Origin of the sequence: uncultured Algibacter sp. (assembly GCF_947490405.1) — a bacterium.
Taxonomy (GTDB): domain Bacteria; phylum Bacteroidota; class Bacteroidia; order Flavobacteriales; family Flavobacteriaceae; genus Algibacter_B.
On record NZ_CANLGU010000006.1, the window covers coordinates 1 to 24290 of the forward strand.

At 32.1% G+C, this 24290-nt stretch carries 10 protein-coding genes and 1 pseudogene; 6 read left to right on the top strand and 5 right to left on the bottom strand.

What is annotated here, in order from left to right:
* The 3 genes and pseudogenes from Q0772_RS12845 to Q0772_RS12855 all read left to right on the top strand — a co-directional run.
* A pseudogene (locus tag Q0772_RS12845) lies at positions 1 to 1300 on the top strand (hypothetical protein); the annotation flags it as partial.
* A gap of 72 nt (positions 1301 to 1372) precedes the next feature.
* Positions 1373 to 9541, top strand: a complete 8169-nt coding sequence (locus Q0772_RS12850; protein WP_298345493.1) for a T9SS type B sorting domain-containing protein — start codon at positions 1373 to 1375, stop codon at positions 9539 to 9541.
* A 23-nt stretch (positions 9542 to 9564) separates the two neighbouring features.
* Positions 9565 to 10551 carry a type IX secretion system membrane protein PorP/SprF gene (locus tag Q0772_RS12855; RefSeq protein ID WP_298345496.1) on the top strand — a complete coding sequence of 329 codons (987 nt, stop codon included), beginning with the start codon at positions 9565 to 9567 and terminating at the stop codon, positions 10549 to 10551.
* Positions 10552 to 10563: 12 nt separating this feature from the next.
* Here the strand turns inward: Q0772_RS12855 and Q0772_RS12860 are convergent, their stop codons facing one another.
* Genes Q0772_RS12860 through Q0772_RS12880 form a run of 5 tightly spaced genes read right to left on the bottom strand, consistent with a single transcriptional unit; the run spans position 10564 to position 20978 of the window.
* Entirely contained in the window at positions 10564 to 11292 is a 729-nt protein-coding gene (locus tag Q0772_RS12860; protein WP_298345499.1) for a 4'-phosphopantetheinyl transferase superfamily protein, read from the bottom strand.
* A gap of 7 nt (positions 11293 to 11299) precedes the next feature.
* The gene (locus tag Q0772_RS12865; RefSeq protein ID WP_298345502.1) at positions 11300 to 12667 is read right to left on the bottom strand and encodes a nucleotide disphospho-sugar-binding domain-containing protein; all 1368 of its coding nucleotides are present in this window, start codon (positions 12665 to 12667) and stop codon (positions 11300 to 11302) included.
* Positions 12668 to 12688: 21 nt separating this feature from the next.
* Positions 12689 to 15070, bottom strand: a complete 2382-nt coding sequence (locus Q0772_RS12870) for a condensation domain-containing protein (RefSeq protein WP_298345507.1) — start codon at positions 15068 to 15070, stop codon at positions 12689 to 12691.
* A 32-nt stretch (positions 15071 to 15102) separates the two neighbouring features.
* On the bottom strand, positions 15103 to 19722 hold the full coding sequence (locus Q0772_RS12875; protein ID WP_298345510.1) for a non-ribosomal peptide synthetase: 4620 nt from the start codon (positions 19720 to 19722) through the stop codon (positions 15103 to 15105).
* A 41-nt stretch (positions 19723 to 19763) separates the two neighbouring features.
* Positions 19764 to 20978, bottom strand: a complete 1215-nt coding sequence (locus tag Q0772_RS12880; RefSeq protein ID WP_298345514.1) for a HupE/UreJ family protein — start codon at positions 20976 to 20978, stop codon at positions 19764 to 19766.
* 311 nt (positions 20979 to 21289) lie between these two features.
* On the opposite strand from Q0772_RS12880, the gene Q0772_RS12885 reads away from it, so the two are divergent.
* Genes Q0772_RS12885 through Q0772_RS12895 form a run of 3 tightly spaced genes read left to right on the top strand, consistent with a single transcriptional unit; the run spans position 21290 to position 24261 of the window.
* On the top strand, positions 21290 to 22441 hold the full coding sequence (locus Q0772_RS12885) for an acyl-CoA dehydrogenase family protein (protein WP_298345517.1): 1152 nt from the start codon (positions 21290 to 21292) through the stop codon (positions 22439 to 22441).
* Between the two features lie 17 nt (positions 22442 to 22458).
* Positions 22459 to 24024, top strand: coding sequence for an amino acid adenylation domain-containing protein (locus Q0772_RS12890; RefSeq protein ID WP_298345520.1), 1566 nt, complete (start codon positions 22459 to 22461; stop codon positions 24022 to 24024).
* A complete protein-coding gene (locus tag Q0772_RS12895; RefSeq protein ID WP_298345523.1) occupies positions 24025 to 24261 on the top strand; it encodes an acyl carrier protein in 237 nt (78 codons plus the stop codon).
* Positions 24262 to 24290: the final 29 nt, after the last annotated feature.

Consider the following 24290-nt stretch of genomic DNA (forward strand, 5'->3'; position numbering starts at 1 on the left):
GTTGAAAGCTGAAGAAGACGCTAAGGCAAAATTAGCTGAAGAGGTAAGAATACAAGCAGAGCAAGAGGAGCAAGCAAAAATAGTAGAAGCAGCAAGGTTGAAAGCTGAAGAAGACGCTAAGGCAAAATTAGCTGAAGAGGTAAGAATACAAGCAGAGCAAGAGGAGCAAGCAAGAAAAGCAGAAGCAGCAAGATTGAAATCTGAAGAAGATGCTAAGGCAAAATTAGCTGAAGAGGTAAGAATACAAGCAGAGCAAGAGGAGCAAGCAAGAATAGTAGAAGCAGCAAGATTGAAAGCTGAAGAAGACGCTAAGGCAAAATTAGCTAAAGAGGCAAGAATACAAGCAGAGCAAGAGGAGCAAGCAAGAATAACAGAAGCAACAAGGTTAAAAGCTGAAGAAGCGGCTAAGGCAATTGAAACATCAGCTGTAAATGAAGATATTCAATCATTAAATGACCTTAAAAAATCTGCTGATGAAGTTAAAAATAAGCAGCAGTATTTGTTAGATGATTTAAGTAATAAAATTGCTGGTAAGCAGCAGGACTTAGATGATTTAAAAGAAGAAAATGATTTACGAGATCAAGGGATTGTTAAAGCTCCAAAAGCTTTTAAAAGTGTTTCTGCTGAAAATGCAGCTATAGAAAGCTTAAAGCTAAAAATTGATAATTCTGTTGTTCAACAAGATGCTAAAATAACTGAGATAGAAAAGCTTTATAGACAGCGCCTTAAGAAAGTTAGAAAGAAGAATGATGCTACAAATCAAGCATATTTAAACGCTATTGAAACTTTAAAATCTGAAAGAGAACAGACGATTACTATTAAGAAAAATTTAGAAGCAAACTTAGAAGATATTAAAGTTGCAACAGCATATGAGAGAAGTAGAAGAATTAAAAAAGCTGCTTATGATAATGATGATGATAGATATAATAAAGACAGAGCAACTTTAGAGCGTATTAAAAAGTTCACAGAGCCTAATACAGAACCATTAACAGAAAAAGATTTTGATTATGGAGACCCTCTGAGTAATATCCAAATTGTAAAAGATGTTAGTAATGCTAATGAGGGATATTACCTGGTTGTTGCTGTACACACAAATATTGAGAAACGTGATAAATTCTTGGAAAAAGCTGTTGCAGCAGGTGAAAAGAATATCAATTTCTTTTTTGATGTTAATACCAGTAAATACTATATCTATTATGAGAAATTTGATAATATAAGTCAAGCAAAATCATCCTTAGATAATAGTAAAGGAAGTAAACCGTATAACAGTAAAATGTCTATGGTTAAAATTGAAAACTAATGAAGCAAAACTAAAACTAATGTTTCTTTTTGAAAAGCCCCAAACAAAAAGAAACGTATAAATATAACTGCCATGATAAAGCCTACTTTAATTAAAAAAGGACTCGCTCTTTTGCTGCTTGTATTTAGCATGCAATTGTTCGCACAAAATTATGTTCCTTTTACACCAAGATTTAATCAGGATTTAAGGGGAGATATTCAATTAATTGGAAATAATATCTTGGGGCCAGATAATAATCCTTTCAATGATGGCACTGTATATAATCATACTGTGAATATGCAGTATATAGATATTGATTCTGATCCTTCTACATTTAGTTCATCAAGTGCAGATTTAACAGTTCCAAATCCTGGATGTTATCGAATTATTCATGCAGGTTTATACTGGGGAGCTGTAACAGAAGGAACTGAGCCTTTTACTAATGTTAAGTTTAGAGGGCCTTCTGGAGGATATACAGATGTGGTTGGCACTGTGATTTTTGATGCAAATGGGACAACTGTTGATGGTGGTGATAGTTTCCCTTATGCATGTTATGCAGATGTTACACCAATAGTTACAAGTTTAGCAACTGATTTAGGAACCTATACTGTAGCAAACGTATCTAGTGCTCAAGGTAGAACACAAAGTTTTGGTAATAATACAGGACACTCAGCGGGTTGGTCTCTTTATATCGTTTATGAGGACCCTACATTACCCGGGAAATCAATTACAAGTTTTGATGGTTTTAGTGCCATTAGTGTTCCGGGATCTAACCCAACATTAGATATACCAGTTTCAGGATTTAGAACATTACCTGCTCCAGCTCCAGTAAGAGCAAATTTTGCATTTGCAACATTAGAAGGTGATAGCCCAATTTTAGGAGACCAATTATTATTAAATGGTTTGAATTTATCTACTACAGACAGACCAGCTACCAACTTTTTTAATAGTTCGGTTACCCAATTAAGTGCATTACCAGTAAATAATAGAAACCCGAATAGTACCAATACCCTAGGTTTTGATACTGGTGTTATAGTGGTTCCAAATCCAACTAATTCTGTTATAGCTAATGATGCTACTTCAGCTACCGTACGTTTAGAAACTAGTGGGGATACATATTTCCCATATTTTTTCTCTTTAGCTGTTGATATTATTGAACCCAATATTGTACTCACTAAAATAGTTGAAGACCCAGCAGGGAACGATATTGGAGGGCAACTTGTAAATTTGGGTGACGAATTAAATTATGTTATTGGTTTTCAAAATACAGGTAATGATGATGCAACCAATTTAATCATTACCGATATTTTACCAACTAATATTGTGTTTAATTATCCTGCTGATATTGGAGTATTACCTCCAGGAATTACTCATAGTTATAATCCAGCTACACGAGAACTTATTTTCAATATTGATAATTCCCTTGTAGAAGAGAATGATCCAATTCAAGATATTCGTTTTAAAGTTACAGTAGTTTCAACCTGTAGTTTATTAACGGATGCTTGTTCTAATATTATTAGCAATCAAGCATTTTCTTCATATAGAGCTGCAACAAGTTTAACTTTTGAAGTAAATGAAGACCCTAGTTTCAATACTAATACGGGGTGTTTATTAACTCCCGGTGCAACAAATTTTTTAGCAGATATTGATTGTACTTTTGAAGAAGAAGTAATCCTTTGTGGAGCAAGTACGGTTTTAACCTCTGGTAGTGGTTATGATTCTTACTCTTGGTCTACAAGTCTTACGGGAACACCTGTTATAGGAACAACACAGTCTATAACAGTAACATCTACTGGGACGTATTATGTTGAAAATACAGCTGTGGCACCTTGTCAATCAACAAGTCAAGTCTTTGAGGTAGTAACTTTTGGTGCTGGTGTAACAAATCCAGTTATTCCTTTTGCAGACCAAGTTGTTATTTGTCCGAACGATGGAAAAGAATTACCATATATATTTTTATGTGGTGGTAATGGCCCGAGATTGATAGAAACTAATATTACAGATACAACTTCTATTATTTGGGAGCAACTCGATGAAGGTAGTTGTACAGCTGTTGCTAATCCTAATTGTGCAAACGAAGATGCTGCATGTGCATGGAATCAAGTAGCTACAGGTCCAAATTATATGGCGGATACTGCTGGTCAGTTCAGATTAACTTTGAATTATGATGGTGGATGTTTCAATCAGTTTTATTTTAACGTGTATTCCAATTTACTTGTTCCAACAGTAACATCAAGAGATATTTATTGCACAACACCAGGAGAAATTACTGTTGGTAGTGTACCTAGTGGTTATGAGTTTAGTATTGATGGTACTACGTATCAAAATAGTAATGTATTTTCAGTAACAACACCAGGTATTTATACGGTTTATATCAGACAGATAGGAGTAGATCCTAATCCATGTATATTTACAGTACCTGATGTACAAATAAGACAAACAGATTTTACGGTTTCTACTTTAGTAACACAACCACTGTGTTATGGTGATTTAGGAAGTATTTCTGTGGCGGCAAATGATGTTCGTCCGCAATACTTTTTTTCAATCTCTCAAGGAGGAACTATAGTAAATAGCGTAGGGCCTATTACCCCTAATAATTATACATTTTCAAACTTAAATCCAGGAACATATACAGTTGATGTTTCTACGGAAGATGGATGTATTTACACAGAAAATGTAGATATCATTGAACCTCCTTTACTTGAAGCTACTTCGGCATTAACAACACCTTTAACATGTACAGATGGTGAAATAACTATATACCCAACAGGAGGAACACCGCCGTATTTCTATTTTGTGAACGGCGCTACAAATTTTCAAACGGTTCCTACAATACCAGTTACTGCATCAGGCATTTTTAATATAGAGGTTGTAGATTCTAATAATTGTTCTGCGTTAACATCCATAAACGTTGATATTATTCCAGCGCCAGTTTTTACAGTTACAGCAACAGATATTGCGTGTTCTGATACTGGAGATGTTGGAACGATTACGGTTAATGTAACAAACCCTAATGGCAATACCTTAGAGTATAGTATTGATAATGGTATTACGTTTACAAACTCCAATGTATTTACAGGTCTTTCAACTGGTAATTATAGTGTAGTTGTACAATATGGGTCTGGAGCAGGAGAGGTTTGTTTAACCACTCCTCAAACTGTTAGTATAACAACCTTGGCAACAGTAACAGGAACAGCAACATTAACAACACCATTAAGTTGTACATCAGATGGTGTTATTACGGTTTCAGGTGTTACAGGCGGTACAGCACCTTACAGTTACAGTATCGATGGTGTGAATTTTCAATTAGGTACAACATTTAATGGATTAACCGAAGGAACTTATACAGTAACTGTTAGAGATTCAAGTGGATGTGCCTTTATAGCAACTCCAATAACTATTGATGCATTAAACCCACCAACTGATTTAGATTTTAACAGTACGCCTTTAAGTTGTCCTGCTATTACTTCGGATGTTACTTTAACAGCAACAGGAGGTTTCGCACCATTAGAATATCAAATTATAGCACCATTAAGTGCTGCTGCAGCTTATCAGAATTCGAATATTTTCTCTGGATTAAGTCCAGATACTTATACTCTTCAAGTTAGAGATGCAAATGGATGTATTTACACCGAAAGTTATACAATCGCGCCATTGCCTCCAATAACTTTGGGTACGGTTGTAACAAAAGGTATAGATTGTACAGCATCACCAGATGGAATCATAACAGGAACAATTTCTGGTGGTACTGCTCCTTTTAATTATGCAGTGTCATTTAATGGCAGTACTTACAGTGGTTCAATTGGAGTCGTAGGAACAACATTTACGCATACAGCAACCACAGATGGTACATATCAATTCCAAATTACCGATGCTAATGGGTGTATTGCAGAATCTAATATTCAAACATTAAGTGCACCAGTTTCTGTTACTGCTTCAGAGTCTGTAACAAATCCAACATGTAATGGTTATAATGATGGTTCTTTTACTTTAACACCACTAACTGGTCTAGCACCGTTTACTTATAGTATTGATGGAGGAACAACTTTTGTGTCTTCAAATGTATTTGGAGGTTTAGTGGCAGGTACATACAACTATGTTATTAGAGATAGTAAAAATTGTGAAGTACCTGGTTCAGTTAACTTAATCGACCCTGCTCCTATAAATGTTTCAATTGTTAGAAATCCAGTGCAATGTATTGCAAATACTAATGCACCAGGTAGCTTAGATATAACTATTAATTCTGGTGGAATTACACCTTATATTTATACCTTATTTGATAATACGTTTACTCAAATAGGGCTTAGTATTACAACAGCTTCCACAACTCAAACCTTTTCAGGTTTAAATTTTGGAGATTATTATGTAACTATAACAGATGATAATGGTTGTGAATACATTAGTGGTGTGCAAAGAATTGAGACACCTCCAAGTATTAGTTTGATTGGAAATGCCACAACGGGGTCTTGTGCTACAGGGGCTACAGTTGATATTTCAGTTGTATCTGGAGCAGGACCATTTACATATTCCATTTTTGGTCAACCCGCTACAAGTTTTGGACCAACACCTGCAACATCACATACATTTACAGGATTAAATCATGGTGTAACATACCAATTTCAAGTTATCGATTCTGGTGGGTGTTTTTCAATATTAGAGGTTACAACGCCAACGTTATCAGCTATAGATATTGATGCACTCACAACAACTGATGTAAGCTGTAATGGCGATAACAATGGTACACTTGATTTTACAGTTTTAAATTACAATGTATCTGTAACGAGTATATATTACGAAGTTCAAGATGAATTAACAAATACTCCAATAGTCCCTGCTCAAAACGGCACTTTTACAGGTTTAACAGGAGCTGCAGTTAACGGAACCATAACAGGTTTGCCGGCAGGAAATTATACGTTATTTGTTAGAGAGGTTGATGGCACTTTATGTACAGTCTCTGAAATATTTCAAATAAGACAACCTATTCAACCACTTGTTGCCGCTACAACTGCTAATCAAAATGCTAATTGTAATGTTGGCGCACAAGTAACTGTAACCGCAACTGGTGGAACAGGACCTTACAGGTATGCTTCTGGTGCGGTTGGATTTATACCAACACCAGCAGATTTTGGAACAAACAATGTTTTAAATTTAGACTATGCAGTAAGAACCAATTGGGATATTGTAGTAAGAGATGTTAATGATTGTGAGGTAAGGATAAATGAAACTATAGATATAGATCCAGAACCAGTAATTTTAGCTACTTTGAATAACCAATGTACAGTAACTGAAGGAAATTTTGAAATAGACGTTACATTAACTACACCTGGAATTGCTCCTTATACCTACAGTATTGATGGTGGTGTATTCCAAACTTTAACAACACCTTTTACAGTTTCAAATTTATCATCAGGAACCCATACTATAGAAGTACAAGATGTTAATGGTTGTGGGAATTTAGTTTCTGTAGATATTGAAGCTCCAATAGATTTACTACCTAGTGTCTCAGCGTTACCTTCGTGTAATAATGATGATGGAGAAATTACTATAACTGGTTCAGGTGGTTCAGGTTCTTATTCATACAGTATAAGTCCTAATCCAGCATCTATAGTACTTACAGGGAATGTGTTTTCTGGTGTGCCATCTGGAACTTACACTATAACACTAACAGATATAATAACCACTTGTTCAGAGAACATTTCAGTAGTTGTTCAAGAAGCAACGCCACCAACACTTACAATAACGCCAACACAAATAACATGTTTTAGTGATAATGATGGAACTTTTCAACTAAATGTAAGTGGGTATTCAGGACCATATACTTATGAAGTTTTTGATAGCACCTCTACATCTGTTTTTGGAGTGGTAGTAGCCAATACATCAACGAATCCTATATTAGTTTCGGGGCTTTCTGGTGGAACGTATTCTGTGGTGGTTACAGAAACAGCTGGCCCATTATGTTCTGCTGCATCAACCGTTATAATCCCTTCACCATCAGAGCTATTGCAACTTGTAGCGACTGAAACATCAAACGTAACTTGTGATGATGATAAAGGAACTATAACAGCAATTGCATCTGGTGGTTGGGGAACTTATGAATATGAATTAACTGGACCAACAACCGTAGCTTACTCACCAAATGGCACATTTACAAACTTATCTGCTGGAAGCTACACTGTTAATGTTAGAGATGCCGGAGGATGTATTGTTTCTGAGAATGTGCCACTTGATATACCAACACCAATCGATGCAACTATTACTACAGCAACACCGAGTTTACTCTCATGTTTTGGAGATACTAATGCGACAATAACAGCAAGTTTAGTTTCCGGCGGACAAGGAACTAACTATACTTATACGCTAAATATGCTTTCGCCTACAATTAGTACTTCAGGACCACAAACATCACCAATATTTACAGATTTAAGTTCAGGTACTTATAATGTAGTTGTAAGTGATGGTTATAATTGTGAGTTCACCTCTGCGGATGTTATTATTACCGAACCTTCAGAAGTTCAAGCGAGTTTAGTGAAAGCTACATCACAAACCTGTACCACGCAAACAGCATTAACATTAAGTGCTTCAGGTGGAACAGGAACTTATGAGTATAGTGATACAAGTGCTTTCTCAACTGTTTTGGGGTCATTCACAACCACAGTAACATTCCCAGTTTCAACAGGAACGTTTAGATATTATGTAAGAGATGCTAATGGATGTATTGCTAATGTTTCAAACGATATTACTATAGATCCATTGCCAGCATTAACAATGCGTTTGGATACTACTAATACAACTATTAGTTGTGCTGGGGATGATAATGGCGTTATTATCGCTTCCGCGGAAGGTGGTTTAGGTACTTATGTTTATACATTGCTAGATACTCTAGGTAATCCTATTACACCTGTAACTCAGGATAGCCCTGGGGTTTTTACAAACCTTCCTACTGGTAACTATCAAATACAGGTAAACAGTGGAGATTGTTTAGAAGTTTCAGCAACTATTCCAATTACAAATGCATCATCACCGCTTGATGTTACGTTTAATCCTATTGATGTTACCTGTAATGGGGAAAATGATGGGATGTTAGAAATTACCACTAGTGGTGGTTCTGGTATTATTAAGTATGCCATTTCGCCACAATTAGACCAATTTTTCGATTTAGAAACAGTTGAAAATTTATCACCAGGTAACTATGATATTGTTGTGCAAGATGAATTAGGTTGTTTTGTAACTTATAATTTTGATATTGATCAACCACTTCCTTTAGGATTCACTTATACAATTATTAGCGAAGCACCTTGTGATGGTGATTCTACGGGTGAGTTTACCATAGAGATTTTAGGTGGGGAGGCTCCATACAGTGTGAGTCTGGATGATGTAACTTATACACCACTTCCAATGGGAGTAACTACTTATACATTCTCTGGTTTAGAAGGTGGTGAGAAAATGGTTTATGTTTTAGATTCTAGTAATTGTGGAGGTGATAGTCCATTTTCTATTCCATTGCAAGATCCTGTAATTATTGAGCCATTAGCTAATATAAATTATGAGTGTATCAATGATTTAGTAAATAATACCAATACAGTTACCAATAGAGTCACTGTAACTGTAGATTCAAGTATTACAGATACCTCTATTTTAGAGTATTCATTAGATGGAGGAGCTTTTTCAACAGGAACAGGTGTTTATGAAAACTTATCACCAGGACCTCACAGCATTGAAGTACGTCATCCAAATGGTTGTGTACAAATTACAGATAATGGAATTCCTTTCATTATTGATACTTTCCAGCCTTTAGCTTTATCTATAGATGATGGTGGTTTAAACGAAATTATTGCTAATGCCTCAGGGGGTGCAACACCTTATGAATTCAGATTAAATGGTGAGTCTTATGGGAATGAAAATACCTTTTTGATATTTGAATCTGGTGATTACACCGTTACAGTTATTGACGCTAATGGTTGTGAAGTTTCAGCAACTCGATTTTTTGAATATGTAGATGTTTGTATACCTAATTATTTTACACCAAATGGCGATGGTAATCTAGATGGTTGGGGACCAGGTTGCGCTAATCAATACAGAAATTTAACCTTCGATATTTTTGATAGGTATGGACGAAAGATTGCTACCTTAAATATAGGAGATAAATGGGATGGAAAATACAGAGGTGTTGAGTTGCCTACTGGAGATTACTGGTATGTTGTAAAACTAAATGAACCGAGAGATAAACGTGAATTTGTTGGACACTTTACACTTTACAGGTAATTAAAACTCTTAACGAAAGCATTATGAAAATAAAAAAAATATATACAAGTCTGATTCTTCTCTTAGTTGTTTTTAATAGCTATGGGCAAGAGTTAAACTTACCCGTTTTTACACAGTATTTGGCTGATAACGATTTTGTAGTATCACCAACTTATGCTGGTATTGGGGATAATTTAAAAATTAGAGCAAACGGACTTACACAATGGGTAGGCATTAAAAATGCTCCAGATAATCAATCTGTTTATGCAGATGTTAGAATTGCTGATCGTTCAGGTTTGGGTATGTCTTTTTATAATGATAGAAACGGTAATACCATTCAAACCGGAGGAAAACTTTCTTTTGCGCATCATTTAGTTTTAGATTATTATTCTAAACTGTATTTGTCCTTTGGTATTTCATACAACATAAACAATTTTAGAATAGACATTGATAATTTTGATAATGGTTATGATAATCCAATTATAGATCCATTTGTAACTGACGATAGACGAACTACAAATCATAATTTTGATATAGGAACATTGTTGAGGTATAAGGGTGCTTTTTTTAGTTTTAACGTAAATAATGTTCTTGAAAAGAAGTTAGATGAGACCGTAAGAATTTTAGAACCTAATTTGCTTCTAAACTATCAAATATATTCTGGTTACACTTTTAGAGGTCCTAAGAAGAGTGGTCTAGAATTTGAACCATCCATTTACTATCAAATGTTTAGTAGTGATAAGCGTTCTAGTACAGATTTGAATTTTAAGTTTAGAAAATACAATCGAGATTATGATTATTTCTGGGCAGGAATTTCGTATCGCTTCTTAAACGATCAATTTTTTAAGCCACTAAATATTGGGCCCATGGTTGGTTTCCAGAAATCTATTTTTTATTTTGGTTATGCTTACCAAGTAACTACAAATGATTTGTCAGCATACAACTCAGGAACTCATGTTGTTACTATCGGGTTAAACTTTCTGCAGGGTATTAGTAATTGTCCTTGTACACAGAGTGCAGTGCGTAAATAAGGTTATAAAATTTCAATTGAAATTATTAAAGTTGAAGTATTTTACAGATTTAATATCGCCTTTAACTGAAGCAGCTCCAATATAATTGTCCATTGGTGAGAATGAAAATAATCTCCACAAATCCTTTTCATTTTTATCCCATTTGGTTTCTAATAATTCAGTCTTTTTATCTGATTTTATATCTACAGAAAATGAATCAAGAGGAAATGAAAGCCCTTTAGCCTTTGCTTTTATAAAAGATTCTTTTCGAGTCCAACATCTATAAAATCCCTTTGTATGTTCTTCAATTGGTAATTTTTTTAGTGTTTCTATTTCGTATTGGGAGAAGTAATTATCGACGATATCCATGACTTCAAAATCGTATTTAAGTTGTTCAATATCAACACCAATATCGTTATTTAAAACAAAACCGATTATTGCTAAATTTCCTGAATGCGAAACGTTAAACTTTAAGTCAGTTTTTATATCAAAGTCTGGTTTTCCGTAATTACCATACTTAAAAAGAATATTCTCAGGATTCATCTTTAAATATTTTCCAGATAAATATCTCAAACTGCCGCGGGTAATTATGGAAGAGTTTTTGTCTTTTTCAAAACGGAATTTCGAAGCTTTAGATATTTCATTTTCTGAAAGAAATTGTTTTAAACTTTCAATAACCTCAATAGTTTTATTGAGATTTATAAACCAAATATGTAGTTCGGTTTTTAAAATTTTAAATGAATTATCATTTAAATGATTCATGATATGATTAAAGCTTACTTTTTTGGTTTATAGAATTGGGCAAAATATCCGAAATCTTTTTATCTCTATATTTTTGATACAGTTTATGAAAATCGTTCATTTTATTTTGAAATTGACTTTCATTAAGGATTCTACTAATTTTTTGACTTATTTGTTCTGGGGAATCATTGTCCTTATCACCCATAATTCCCATACCATGATAATGTACACGTGCAGCACAACCATTTTGGTCAAAGTTTTTACCAGAATAAATTAACATGGGAACTTTATAATGAATACACTCATTAATACTGTTTATTCCGGCATGATTTATATTAATATCTGCGTTTTTTAATACTTCTAATTGTGGTACCCAATTGAATAGAAAAACATGATCTGGAAGGTTTTTAAAAGTAGTTTTATCAATTTTATCTCCTAACGTAATTATTAAAAGCCACTCTTTTTTTATACGAACAGCTTCAATTAATTTATTTAAGAATGTTATATCTCCAGGAACCAAAGTACTAACTGAACAAAATATTAATTTTTTGTTTTCTTTTAATTTATTACTAAAAATTTCTACTAAACTCTTACTGATATCTTTTGAATAGTTTTTATCCCTGGATTCAAAAACCATAGGACCGTAATATTTAAAGTTTTTATAAGGTTTATGTTTAAAATCCATTTCTTTCATAGTCATACTAAGAGTTTGAATATGAGGATAAGTAAATAAATCTGGTAGATTACTAGCTACTATTTTTTTTGTTGGAAAACCATTTGTTTTTGCATAGTTTAGTAGTGCTTGACGACGATAATCTTTAAAAGAAAGCTTGTTTACTAAAATTCGTGCTTTAACTTTAAGTTTAATTTTAATCCAATTGAAAAGAATATTTAAAGAGTTGCCTACTAATCCCTTGCGAGGTATCATATCCGTTCTGATAGGAGGCAGTTTAAGTCCTGAACCCATTCTGTTTGAGAACCATGAAGAACTAAGCGCAAATGGTGTTTTGAGAGCAAATAGTACAAAAATTAAATCATGTAGCTCTTGATCAATAATAGCGAAATCTATGGCTGTTTTTTCTAGTATATTTTTGTATTGATTTAAATTTAGTAATCTTTCAGATGTTTTTAAAATGGTTTTTTTATTCTTTAAACTAAATATTTTTCTATTAAACCAAGACGATTTTAATGGAAAATTTAAATCTTTAAGTTGTAGAGAGTATACTATTTCTGGTAAGGCTACATAATTAAAACCACAATTTTCTACTTTGTTTTTTACATCTCTAACCGCTAGGTAGGTTATTGTATGACCTTCATTTTCTAAACGAGAAGCAACCTCCAGACTAGCATGTAAATTACCTGTTAAACCAGTCATTATAATTGCTATATGAGCCATTGAATTATAGTTTTTTAGAAGTTAATTATTCTCAATGATTGCTTTCTCAATTTGAGTAGCCATTTTATCTGCATAAGGTGATTGGAATAATTGATAATGCAAGCCTTCAGTTTTAAGTATATTTACTTCCTGTTCAGTTATACCTTCCCAAGCTTCTATATATGTAGGATTTAAATTTTTATCTGGTTTATCAGTTAAAATTAGGGTTGTTTTACCAGGGTGTTTTTTATCCCATTCATAGGCTTTGTATATATTTACTAGGTTCTGCTTTACTTGGGTTAATTTTTTTTCAGTTGATGAACCAAAAAAGCGTTTTAATTGCGGTTTTATTAATTTATCAAAGTTATTTAGATACATTAATTTTACAGCTTTTAAAGGGTTGTTTGCTAGACGCTTTAAAAAACCTGAAATACGCATTTTCATTCGTTCTGGATCTGTAAAATCTTCCTGCTTTATAATGCTGTCTATCACAATTAGATTTGTTTGTTCATTTAATTCATCATAAATATTTGCAATCTCTATACCTACTGCTGGACTAAAACAATAAACTAATAGGTTATAAGGTCCATTTGGTTGAATTTCTCTAATCTCCTTAGCATAATCTTTAGCCATTTCCTGGATGTTTTTATGTAAACTTGTAGATGGTTGTATAGCATAAACAGGTCTATCTTCATCAACAGCATTTGCTATTGGGTTAAAAAAGAATACAAAACCTCCGCCTCCATGAATACAAAAAAGTGGTTTTTTACTACCATGTGCTCTTAGAGGAACTGTGTATTTCCATGTTTCTTCATCTCTATCGTTAAGTATAAATTTTGATAGTGTTTCAATTGTTGGGTACTCTAAAAGTGTAATAGGTGATATTTTGACTTTCAGTTTCTTTTCAATAAGGGTAAACATTTTGATGACAAGAAGAGATTTTCCTCCTATTTCAAAGAAGTTATCTCTTGTGCTTATATTACTTTTGTTTAATAATTTTTCCCATATTTTTAGTAACTCAAGTTCAGTTTTGTTTTTAGGTGTTTCTCGAACAATTTCTCCATTTTTTTTAGATGGTAGTTTTTGATTTAAGTTTACTTCTATGGAGGGTATTTTCTCTATTAATAATTTGTTATTAACCTCTTTATTACTGCTTAAAATATCTAATATTTTTTCAAAACTATTTAAAATCCAATGTATGGTGTCTTCTGTAAAAATAGCAGAGTCACTTATTAAATGCACATCTATATCTTCTTCTGCCTTTATTATTACTGTTAAAGGGTATGTTGTAGTGATACTACTTTGAGAGCTGTGAACTTTTAGTTGTCCTGCATTAATATCTTCCCAAGGGTAGTTTTCAAAAATAAATAGACTGTCAAATATTACTGGGGATTTACTTTGTATAAATTCAGTGATTTCAGAAATTGAAAAAGGCTCAAATTTTCTCGCTTTTATTTGTTGTTCTTGAATACTTTTAAACCATTCTTTAATATTAGTTTCATCTTGGAGTTTTGTTCGTAGCGGTAATACATTAGTAAACATGCCAGACATCAAATCTATGTTTGGAAAGTTTCCAGACCTGCCTGAAACAGTATTACCAAAAGTAATATCTTCAGAGTTAGAATATTTTGATAATATGATAGCCCAAATACCTTGAAACAACGTATTTGCAGTTATATGTAATTGTTTGGTTATTGCCTTTACTTTATTTACAGATTCAGTTGGTAAAGAGGTTTTGTTCTTAACAAAGCTATTTGTTTTTAATTGCTGTTGATTTAATAGAAATGGTTTTACAAAATCCTTGAATGTATTATTCCAAAATGTCTTAGCTTCATCTACATCAATTTGTTTCAAATAATTTAAGTAAGACTTATAAGAAGGGATGGTTTCAAAATTTGGAGTTTCATTTTTAAGAAAAGCATCGTAGTATGCAAATACATCTTTTAAAATAATGCTAGTAGACCAACCATCTAAGAGTAGGTGATGACAGCACCAAACTAAATAATAAGAGTCAACTTTTGTTTTTACCAAACTTATATTCGATAATGGATTTTTTTCAAAATTAATACCAGCTTTCTTATTTTCGGCTTTAAAATTTATTAGTTTTTTTGACTGAATGTCGTCTTCATCAGTAGTCCAATCAAAATAAGACCATTGCATAGTCCCATTAGGTTTTACAATTTGTACAGGACTTTTAATCTTTTTCCAATGAACAGATGTCCTTAAAACGGGATGTCTCTTAATAGCAAAATCCCATGATTTTTTTAAAACCTCAATGTTAAGTTCTCCATCAATAGTGCACTGTACATTTAAAAAACCTTGATCGTCATCAATAGTTAAATGATGAAATAATACCCCTTGCTGCATTGTACTTAGTGGGTATATGGCTTCAATTTTTGGTTTTTCCTCCTTACTCTGGTGCATCGTCAAATTTTTCTCTGTAATTTATTATTTTTTTATAAATCAATATCACTTAGTAAGGTATCTAAGTCATCTTGATCTAAATCTACATCTTGGAAATCAGAAGGCGTATATTTAGTGATTTCATTCATTGTGCAATGTTCAATTATGTTATTTAGTCCATCTTTAAATTCTGAAATTAAAGATACAATTGTTTCTTGTTTAAATGCTTGTCTTGGATATTGCCAACTCATTTCTAAAACACCATTTTTTATTAAAGCGTTTACTTCTAAAAAATAATATCTTTCACTTAGCGGGTGCCTCATATTATCTTGAATAAATTCAGTTTTGTTTTGGCTTGTTGCCTGCTTGCCTAAAAAATTAAAAACGATATTAGGATAATCCATATCTCCTAAAGATAATTTTAGATAGCGTAATATACCAAATCCAATTCCTCCATTAGGAATAGCCCTTATTTGTTCTTTAGTTCTTATGATACTGGATTCTATATCAGTATCTAAACTCATATCGAATAGTTGTGGAAAAAAAGAAGTGAACCAGCCAACAGTATTAGATAAATCTATCGAAGTGTTGTTAGTTTCTCTTCCATGACGTTCCAAAGTTAAAGCTATTTCTTTTTGGTTTGACCATTTTGAAATAATCTTTGTGAAAGCTGTTAACAGTAGCTCGTCTGTTTTTGTATTGTAAGTTTGGTTAGCTTTATTTAAGCTTTCTTCGGAAAACCCAGAATTAATTTTGATTTTTATTTCATCAACATCTTTTTCCAAAATAGGAAGGCTACATTCAAAATCTACGGGCAGTTTATTCGTTTTAGAAATTTGACTTTTCCAGTAATTCTCTTCTTTAAGTGTTGCTTTTGATTCTTTTAATTGATTGAGATGATGTAACCAAGAATTTAATGAAGCTGTACGATACAATTTATCAGATTCTACTTCTTTAGAATTAATTCCTTCTAGATATTGATCTAAAATGATTTGCCATGACACAAAATCTATAACTAAGTGATGCGCCATAACTATTGTTATATTCTTTGAAATTGATCCTGTATCAAAAAAGATACACTTAAAAAGAGAGCCTTCATTTAAATCAACTTCATTTTGTATTTTCATTAATACGGTATTAATTTCAGAATTATAATTTTCAGGCAATACATCTGAAATATCAAAGACATGAAAAGCTTTAGTATCCTCTGGTTTTAAAATATTAGCAATCCAGTTGTTATTTTCCGATTTAAAACTCAACCTTAATGCATCGTGAGTATTTATAATATTATTTGTTAATATTTCTAATTGTTCAATATCTTTTAATTCAGATAAGTTGTTAATTCTGAATCCTTGATTCCAGTATTCGGGAGCATTTTTATGGGTTTTAAAAAACCATTTTTGTATGGGAGTTAATGGTATTTTACCATTAAAGATAGTTTCAGTATGAGTTAAATCCTTTTCTTCAAGAGAAATAAACATAGCTAATTCAGAAACTGTTTTATGTTCAAATATTTGACTAGGAGCAATTGATATACCACGTTTTCTAGCCTTAGAAATAATTTGAATACTTAAAATTGAATCGCCTCCTATTTCAAAGAAATTATCTTTTGTGCTTATGGGGGAAATATTTAATGTTTCTTCCCATATATTTAATAGTTTTTCTTCTATCTCATTTTTAGGTGCTTCAATATTTTTGGAATCTATATTTTTAAACTTTAATTCCATTTCATTCAACGTATTTCGGTCAATCTTTCCATTAGGAAGTGTGGGGAAGTTATCTAGAACTATAAATCTAGTAGGAATCATATACTCAGGTAACTCCTTCTTAAGAGCTGTTTTTAATGAGTCTACATTAAATGTAGCATCTGGTTTTATAAAAGCTACTAAATATTTTTGACTACTAGGATTATGTTTAGCTAAAACAACAGATTTTTTCACGTAATTATATCTGTCTATTGTATTTTCGATATCATCAAGTTCAACACGGAACCCTCTTATTTTTATTTGCTGATCAGCTCGTCCTAAAAATTCAATGCTTCCATCTATATTAAATTTTCCTAAATCCCCCGTTTTATAAATCCGACCCTCAGTATTGAAAGGAGATTCTATAAAAACAGTATTGGTTAAATCAGATTTATTTAAATAGCCTTCAGATAAATTTCCTCCTACATAAATTTCACCTGTAACACCAATTGGAACAGGTCTTTTTGAAGTATCTAGGATATAAATTTTTGAGTTTGCGGTTGGTTTACCTATCCCTATTTGACTATTTTTAAGATCTTTTTGTTTTATTTTTTTAGCAGTACACCATACGGTAGCTTCAGTAGGTCCATACTCATTATATAATGATACATTTGGCAGGCATTTAAAATGTGTATTACATAATGCTTTTGTGCAAGCCTCTCCAGCAACCATAATTGTATTTAAACTTTCTAATTTTGAAACCGCTACATTATCTAATATCATTTTATATAAAGACGGTAACATTAAAGTATGGCTGACTTTATTTATACGAATCAGGTTTGCTATTAATTCAACATCTTGCTCAATGCGCTTTTGGGTAATAACTAAATTCCCGCCAGTACAGAGTGTCCAAAAAATTCCAGCTTTAGAACTATCAAAGGAAATTGAAGACATTAATAAAAATGATGTTGGATTTTTATCATAAAAATTTAATCTTCCAGCTGTAGATGCTATAATGTTTTTATGGCTTATAGGCACGCCTTTAGGTTGTCCAGTGCTTCCAGAAGTATAAATAACATATGCTAAATCTGTTTCCTTAGTTTCTGGTAATTCTTTCTTATAGTTGATACTATTCTCATTAATACTATCAATGAATATTGGGTTAACCTCAAAACTTGTCAAGCGTTCAGAAAGATTGCTATGAGTAAGGATACTTTCAACTTGTGCATCTTTTATAATATAACTAATGCGCTGTTCAGGATATTCGGGGTCTATTGGTAAATAAGCGCAGCCCGATTTAAGTATCCCTAAAAGTCCAATTATCATATCCAAAGAGCGATCTAAACAAAGTCCAACTATTTTGCTCTTAGAAGAAAACTCTAAAATTTTATAGGCTACAATATTTGCTCTTTCATTTAACTCTGAATAGGTAATGTGTTCATTATTAAAAGTTAAGGCTATTTTGTTTGGAGTACTTTTTGATACATCCTCTATTATAGAATGAATGTTTTGATATTCAGAAAAAATATTTTGTTTATCTACATTTACATCATGAATGATTCTTTTATCACTTTCAGTTAATGCAGGTATGCTGGCAATAGTATTACCAATGTTTTCAACTACATAACTCATAGTTAGTTTTAAATACTCTTGAAGTTGTATAATTGTTTTTTCTTCGAATAAGTCAGTTGCATATTCAAATGTTGATGCTATTTTACCATCATCATTTGTAATAAATAGCGTCAAATCAAATTTTGAAACTTCTGCCATAAAATCAGCAGTTTTGGTTAAGGTAAGGTCATTTCCAAAATCTGGATTTTTGGACTTGGATGAATAAACAAACATAACCTGAAAAAGTGGGTTTATTGCCAAAGATCTATCAAGATTTAATTCTTGAACTAAATCATTAAATGAAACATCCTTGTTAGTAACTGCCTCAGCAAACACGTTTTTTATTTTATTAATAAACTCTACTATTGTAAAAGATTTATTTACTGAAGTTCTAATAACTAATGTGTCTATAAATAACCCAAATATACCCTCCAGACTTTGGTGATTTCTATTAGAAATTGGTGTGCCTACTAAAATATCTTCTTGTTGTGAGAACTTTTGTAAAATGATAAAATACATGGATAAAAACAATACAAAAGGGGTAACCTCAAGTTGTTTAGCTGTATTTAAAATTTTTAAGGATGCTTCTTTAGAAAGCTCTAATGTATGATAACCTCCTTTATACGTTGGTATATTAGGACGCTTAAAATCTAGCGGTAGGTTTATTACAGGTGAGTTATTAGGTAGTTTATTTTTCCAATAGTTTAACTGATTTTCTGTGTTTTGTTTATTGTTTAGCCAGAATGCGAAGTCAAAAAAATTAATACCTTTTTCATTTTTTTTTAAAGGCTGATTATTTAAAAGTGCTGTGTAATTTTTCGCTATAGATTCTCTTAATATCTTCATGGACCATTGATCTGCGATAATATGATGCACAGTAAGAAATAAGATATACTCGCTTTCAGTCTTTTTAATTAAAGAGGTTTTTATTAATGGGGCAGATGATAAATTGAATTTAAAATTGGCTTGTTTTTTTATTAGATCAGAGATTCCCTTTTCAGATTCAATAATAGAGTTTGTACTAAAGTCAAACTTTTCAATATTTAGTGTAATTGAATCGTCAATATTTAGTTTAGGTTTTCCATGGTCTAATGAAAAATAAGATTTGAATATATCTTGTTCAGCAAAAAAGGACTGAATACTTTTTTCTAAGAGAGTTGTTTCAATATCACCTTTAAAATTGTAATGTTCAGAAAGGTTATAAAATGCGCTTTCTGGGTACATTTGTTGCAAAAACCAAAATCTTTTTTGTGCGGGAGATAATGGTATCTTAGTCCCTTCAGGTAACTTATTTATAGCTGTTGATAAGGAGCTAACACTTTTTTGCTTATTCTTCCACTTGGATAATAAGGAGTCTTTATTAAACTTGTTTTCCAAAATTTCTTATGTGTATAAACTAGAAAATTATTATGATAGTGTTACTTAAGACCAAGCCATTTAGCCGTTTCATAAACAAATTGAAATAGGTAATCATCAACTTTTAGATTGATATCAAAAACACGTTCTACAAACCAATATAAAGAAACAATGATTAGTAGTATAGACATGTAAACCAAAAATTTGGGATATAACTTATGTTTTCTTAAAATATATAAAACTGGAAAAATGGCAGCAATGATTACTAACTGCCCAACTTCTACACCTATATTAAACCCAAGCAGTGATAAGGTTAAAAACTCTCCAGTAAGTCCTAAATCGCCTAAGACACTTGCAAAACCAAAACCGTGGAATAAACCAAATATAAACGCAATAACCCAGTCTTTCATTTTAAAAATAGGCCTTATATTATGATAAGCAGCTAAGCCAATTGAGAAGGCGATTATAGACTCTACAATTTGCGAAGGTAGGTTGATAAGGTTTAAGGATGCTAATGTTAATGTTATGGTATGAGCTATTGTGAAAAAAGAAACAACTTTAATGATATACAAAAAAGCAGCTTTAAACGTCATAACAGGTTCCCAACCAAATATTGAATTGTTTTTCCTTCTAACAACTGCTGGAAGTATAAGGGCTAGTAAAAATAATATATGGTCTAAACCTATCCAGATATGCCATACACCTTGCTTAACCATAGCCATAAACCCTGTAAAAACACTGGATTCGTCTAATGCTAGAGTAGTAGAGGTGTCGTCGGGCCCAAAATCTTCAATGATATTGGTGTAACCATCAATAACACCTGCCTTCCAATTATATTCCATAACTAAAAAACCTTTGTGTTTAGGGTCTTTATGAAACGCTAAATTGTAGTATATATCTAATTTATCAGGAATTTCTTCTGAATCTTTAAGCTTAAATTGATACTTAATATAATTACCCATACCAGTTTCTGTTATACCCAAATCCGTTAAGATTAGTTCATATTTGGTATTTCCAGAATAAAAACTTGAGTTTTCTAATATGTATGTCTTAATTGTATTTATGTATGGTTTAGCGTCTTCTACTGTTGAGTTATCAGGAAGATTAAAACCAAAAACTTTATTCAGTTCTTTAACATTTATTTCAAAACGGCCTTGAATACCATCAGCCTCATAAATTCTTAAGAATAAATAACTTTGATTAGGCTCGTGAGAATAAGAAAATATAGAAAATACAAAGAAAGCGAATACTAGTAGTTGGTGTAGTTTTTTTTTCATATTTAGTTTTTTGTAAAACACCATTTGCTATATATAGACTTACAAAACATATTTAAACCTGAAGATTCAAAATAGTTAAAACTATTGTAGTTTATTTATAAAAATGAAACTAATAAAGTTACAATAATGATATTTCAATTAATACAATTTTTTCAAAATATATTATTAATTAAGTTAAAACAGCAATAAAGTATTTATTTGTTCGATTTTGTCGATAAACTGTTGCTTATTAATTTTTAATCGATATAAGATGTGGCATGTCGATAGTTTTTGTCTAATACATATTATTGAGGTTAATTGAAATAAAAAAATTGAATTTTTCATATACTAAAGAGCAACTAAAGCTTAAAGAAGATTGCATAAATTTTGCAAAACAAGAGCTTAACGAATCGATTTATAAAAACGATAAAACCTCTACGTTTTCAAAAGAAAACTGGATAAAGTGTGCCAGTTTTGGTATTCAAGGTATGGCTGTGTCACCAGATTTTGGAGGACGCAAAGCACAATTAGATTTATTAGATGCTACGTTAGCCATGGAAGGTCTTGGTTATGGGTGTAGAGATAATGGTTTGCCTTTCGCGTTGAGTGCACAGATGTGGACAGTGCAACTTCCCATAGCAGATTTTGGTTCTGAATTACAAAAGAAAAAATATTTACCATTGCTAGCCTCAGGAGAAAAAATAGCATGCCATGCATTAACAGAGCCCGAAGCTGGTTCAGATATTTTTAGCATGAAAACCACTGCTAAAAAAGTTGAAGGTGGTTATATTTTAAATGGGACAAAATGTTTAATAACACTAGCCCCTGTAGCTGATTTAGCATTAGTATTTGCCACTATAAACCCTAAACTTGGTAAATGGGGCGTTACTGCATTTTTAGTTGAAACCGATGCACTAGGTTTTTCCGTAAGTAAGAATAAAGATAAAATGGGTATGCGTACAGTTCCAATTGGAAGTTTAAATTTTAAAGATTGTTTTGTACCAGAAACCAATAGGTTAGGGAAAGAGGGGGCAGGATGGAGCATTACAAATCATTCCTTGGAGTATGATCGCTGTAGTATTTTAGCAAGTCAGCTTGGAGCTATGGAGTTTCAATTAGAGGAATCTATAAAATTTGTGAAAAGCAGAAAACAGTTTGGAAAGTCAGTATCAGAGTTTCAATCAGTTTCAAATAGAATAGCAGATATGAAATTGCGTTTGGAAAGTTCTAGATTATTATTATACAAAGTAGCCTGGATGAAAAGTGAAGGTCAATCTGCAATGTTAGAATCTGCATTATTAAAATTACAATTAAGTGAGAGTTTTGTAACTTCCAGTATAGATACTATTCGTAACCACGGTGGATATGGTTATTTGAGTGAAAATGAGGTTGAACGTAATTTGCGCGATGCTATTGGAGGTGTTATATATGCGGGGACTTCAGATATACAACGAAATATTATTTCCAAACTACTCGGACTTTAAAAGCATAAAAGAAAAAAGTGTTATATAATTTAGTACAAATAATAGAGCAATCTGCTAAAGCGTTTCCTAATAAAGGTGCTTTTAGATATATGGAGGATTCCATAACTTATAAGGAATTAGATATTAAGTCTAATCAATTAGCTCATTATTTGATTACTCGTGGCGTAAAAAAAGGAGATCGTGTTGGTATTTTAATGCATCGTTGTTTAGAAACTAGTATAGCTATTTATGGTATTTTAAAATCGGGTGCTGCCTATGTGCCAATAGATCCATTTTTGCCTAATGAGCGAATTAAATTTTTAATAAATGATTGTGATATAAAACATTTAGTTTCTACCGATAAGCAATCAAAAAAAATAAGAAAAATTCTATTATCAAAACACAACCTTGAAACGATAATAGGACTTTCAGATTCACAAAATATTAAAACTATATCTTGGAAAAGAGTTTATGAAAGCCTATTAGAAGACTACATTTCGGTAGATATACTATCAGACGATTTATCATATATTCTTTATACATCTGGTAGTACAGGGCTTCCAAAAGGTATCATGCATACGCACGCAAGCGCATTAGCTTTTGCCAAATTGGTGGTAGACTTATATGGTTTTAAGCATACCGATATTATTGCAAACAGTGCACCTTTACATTTTGATGTATCTATACTTGGTTATTGCTCAGCACCTCTTGCTTCTGCTACTACAGTTATTATTTCAGATGCGCATTTAAAATTTCCAATAAGTTTAGCAGAACTAACAGAGAGAGAAAAAGTAACCATATGGTATTCAGTGCCATTGTTGTTGATAGAGTTACTTCACAAGGGTGATATTCAAAATAAAGATTTTAGCAATATGCGCTGGGTATTATTTGCAGGAGAAGCTTTTGCAACCAAACAATTGCGAGCTTTAATGCAGTTGTGGCCACATGCAGAGTTTAGTAATATTTATGGCCCCACAGAATTAAATCAGTGCACATATTATAATTTAAAGGTTCCTCCTAAAACGGATAATCCAATTCCTATTGGTACAACATGGAAGAATACAGAATATAAAATTTTGGATGATAAAGATAACGTTGTTGAACCTGGAGAAGAAGGTTTGCTAGTTGTAAGATCAGCAACCATGATGAAGGGTTATTGGAATAATAAAGCATTAACAGAGGCCTCATTATATAAGTATAAAATTGCAGAAGGGTTTGAGCATGTTTATTATAGAACAGGGGATTTAGTTAAGCTAAATAGTAATAATGAATTACTTTTTTTAGGAAGAAAGGATAGTCAAATAAAATTAAGAGGTTTTAGGATTGAAATAGGAGAGATTGAAAATATACTTTTAAACTACCAAGGTGTTACAGAAGCCGCGGTAATAGTAACTGATATTGCCAAAGACAAGAGTTTGGTTGCAACTATTTTAACTGATGGTGCATCTGAAGTTTCTGAAGATAACCTTACAGTACATTGTAAAAATAATTTACCAATATATGCTGTACCCAAACAAATACTGATATTAAAATCTTTCCCGAGGACAAGTTCAGGGAAAATTAATAGAAGAGAGATAGCAAGCATGATTAAATCATCAAATTAAATGGAAAAAACGATTATAAAGCATATTGAGAACGAACTGGCTGTTGAGGTAATAGAAGATGGATTAGAAGCCTCAGATGATCTTTTAGGAAGTGGTATAGTTGATTCTTTAGGAATGATGAAATTAGTTTCCTTCATAGAAGAACAATTTACTATTGAGGTAGCGCCAGAAGAAATGGTTATTGATAATTTTATGACTGTAAAGAATATTTGCGAATACATTAAAACCAAACTATAAACTTAAGTTTTTAGATAGATATCTAGATA

Coding starts and splice junctions, on each gene's coding strand:
- Q0772_RS12850 (WP_298345493.1), top strand. CDS start 1,373: ATGATAAAGCCTACTTTAATTAAAAAAGGACTCGCTCTTTTGCTGCTT.
- Q0772_RS12855 (WP_298345496.1), top strand. CDS start 9,565: ATGAAAATAAAAAAAATATATACAAGTCTGATTCTTCTCTTAGTTGTT.
- Q0772_RS12860 (WP_298345499.1), bottom strand. CDS start 11,292: ATGAATCATTTAAATGATAATTCATTTAAAATTTTAAAAACCGAACTA.
- Q0772_RS12865 (WP_298345502.1), bottom strand. CDS start 12,667: ATGGCTCATATAGCAATTATAATGACTGGTTTAACAGGTAATTTACAT.
- Q0772_RS12870 (WP_298345507.1), bottom strand. CDS start 15,070: ATGCACCAGAGTAAGGAGGAAAAACCAAAAATTGAAGCCATATACCCA.
- Q0772_RS12880 (WP_298345514.1), bottom strand. CDS start 20,978: ATGAAAAAAAAACTACACCAACTACTAGTATTCGCTTTCTTTGTATTT.
- Q0772_RS12895 (WP_298345523.1), top strand. CDS start 24,025: ATGGAAAAAACGATTATAAAGCATATTGAGAACGAACTGGCTGTTGAG.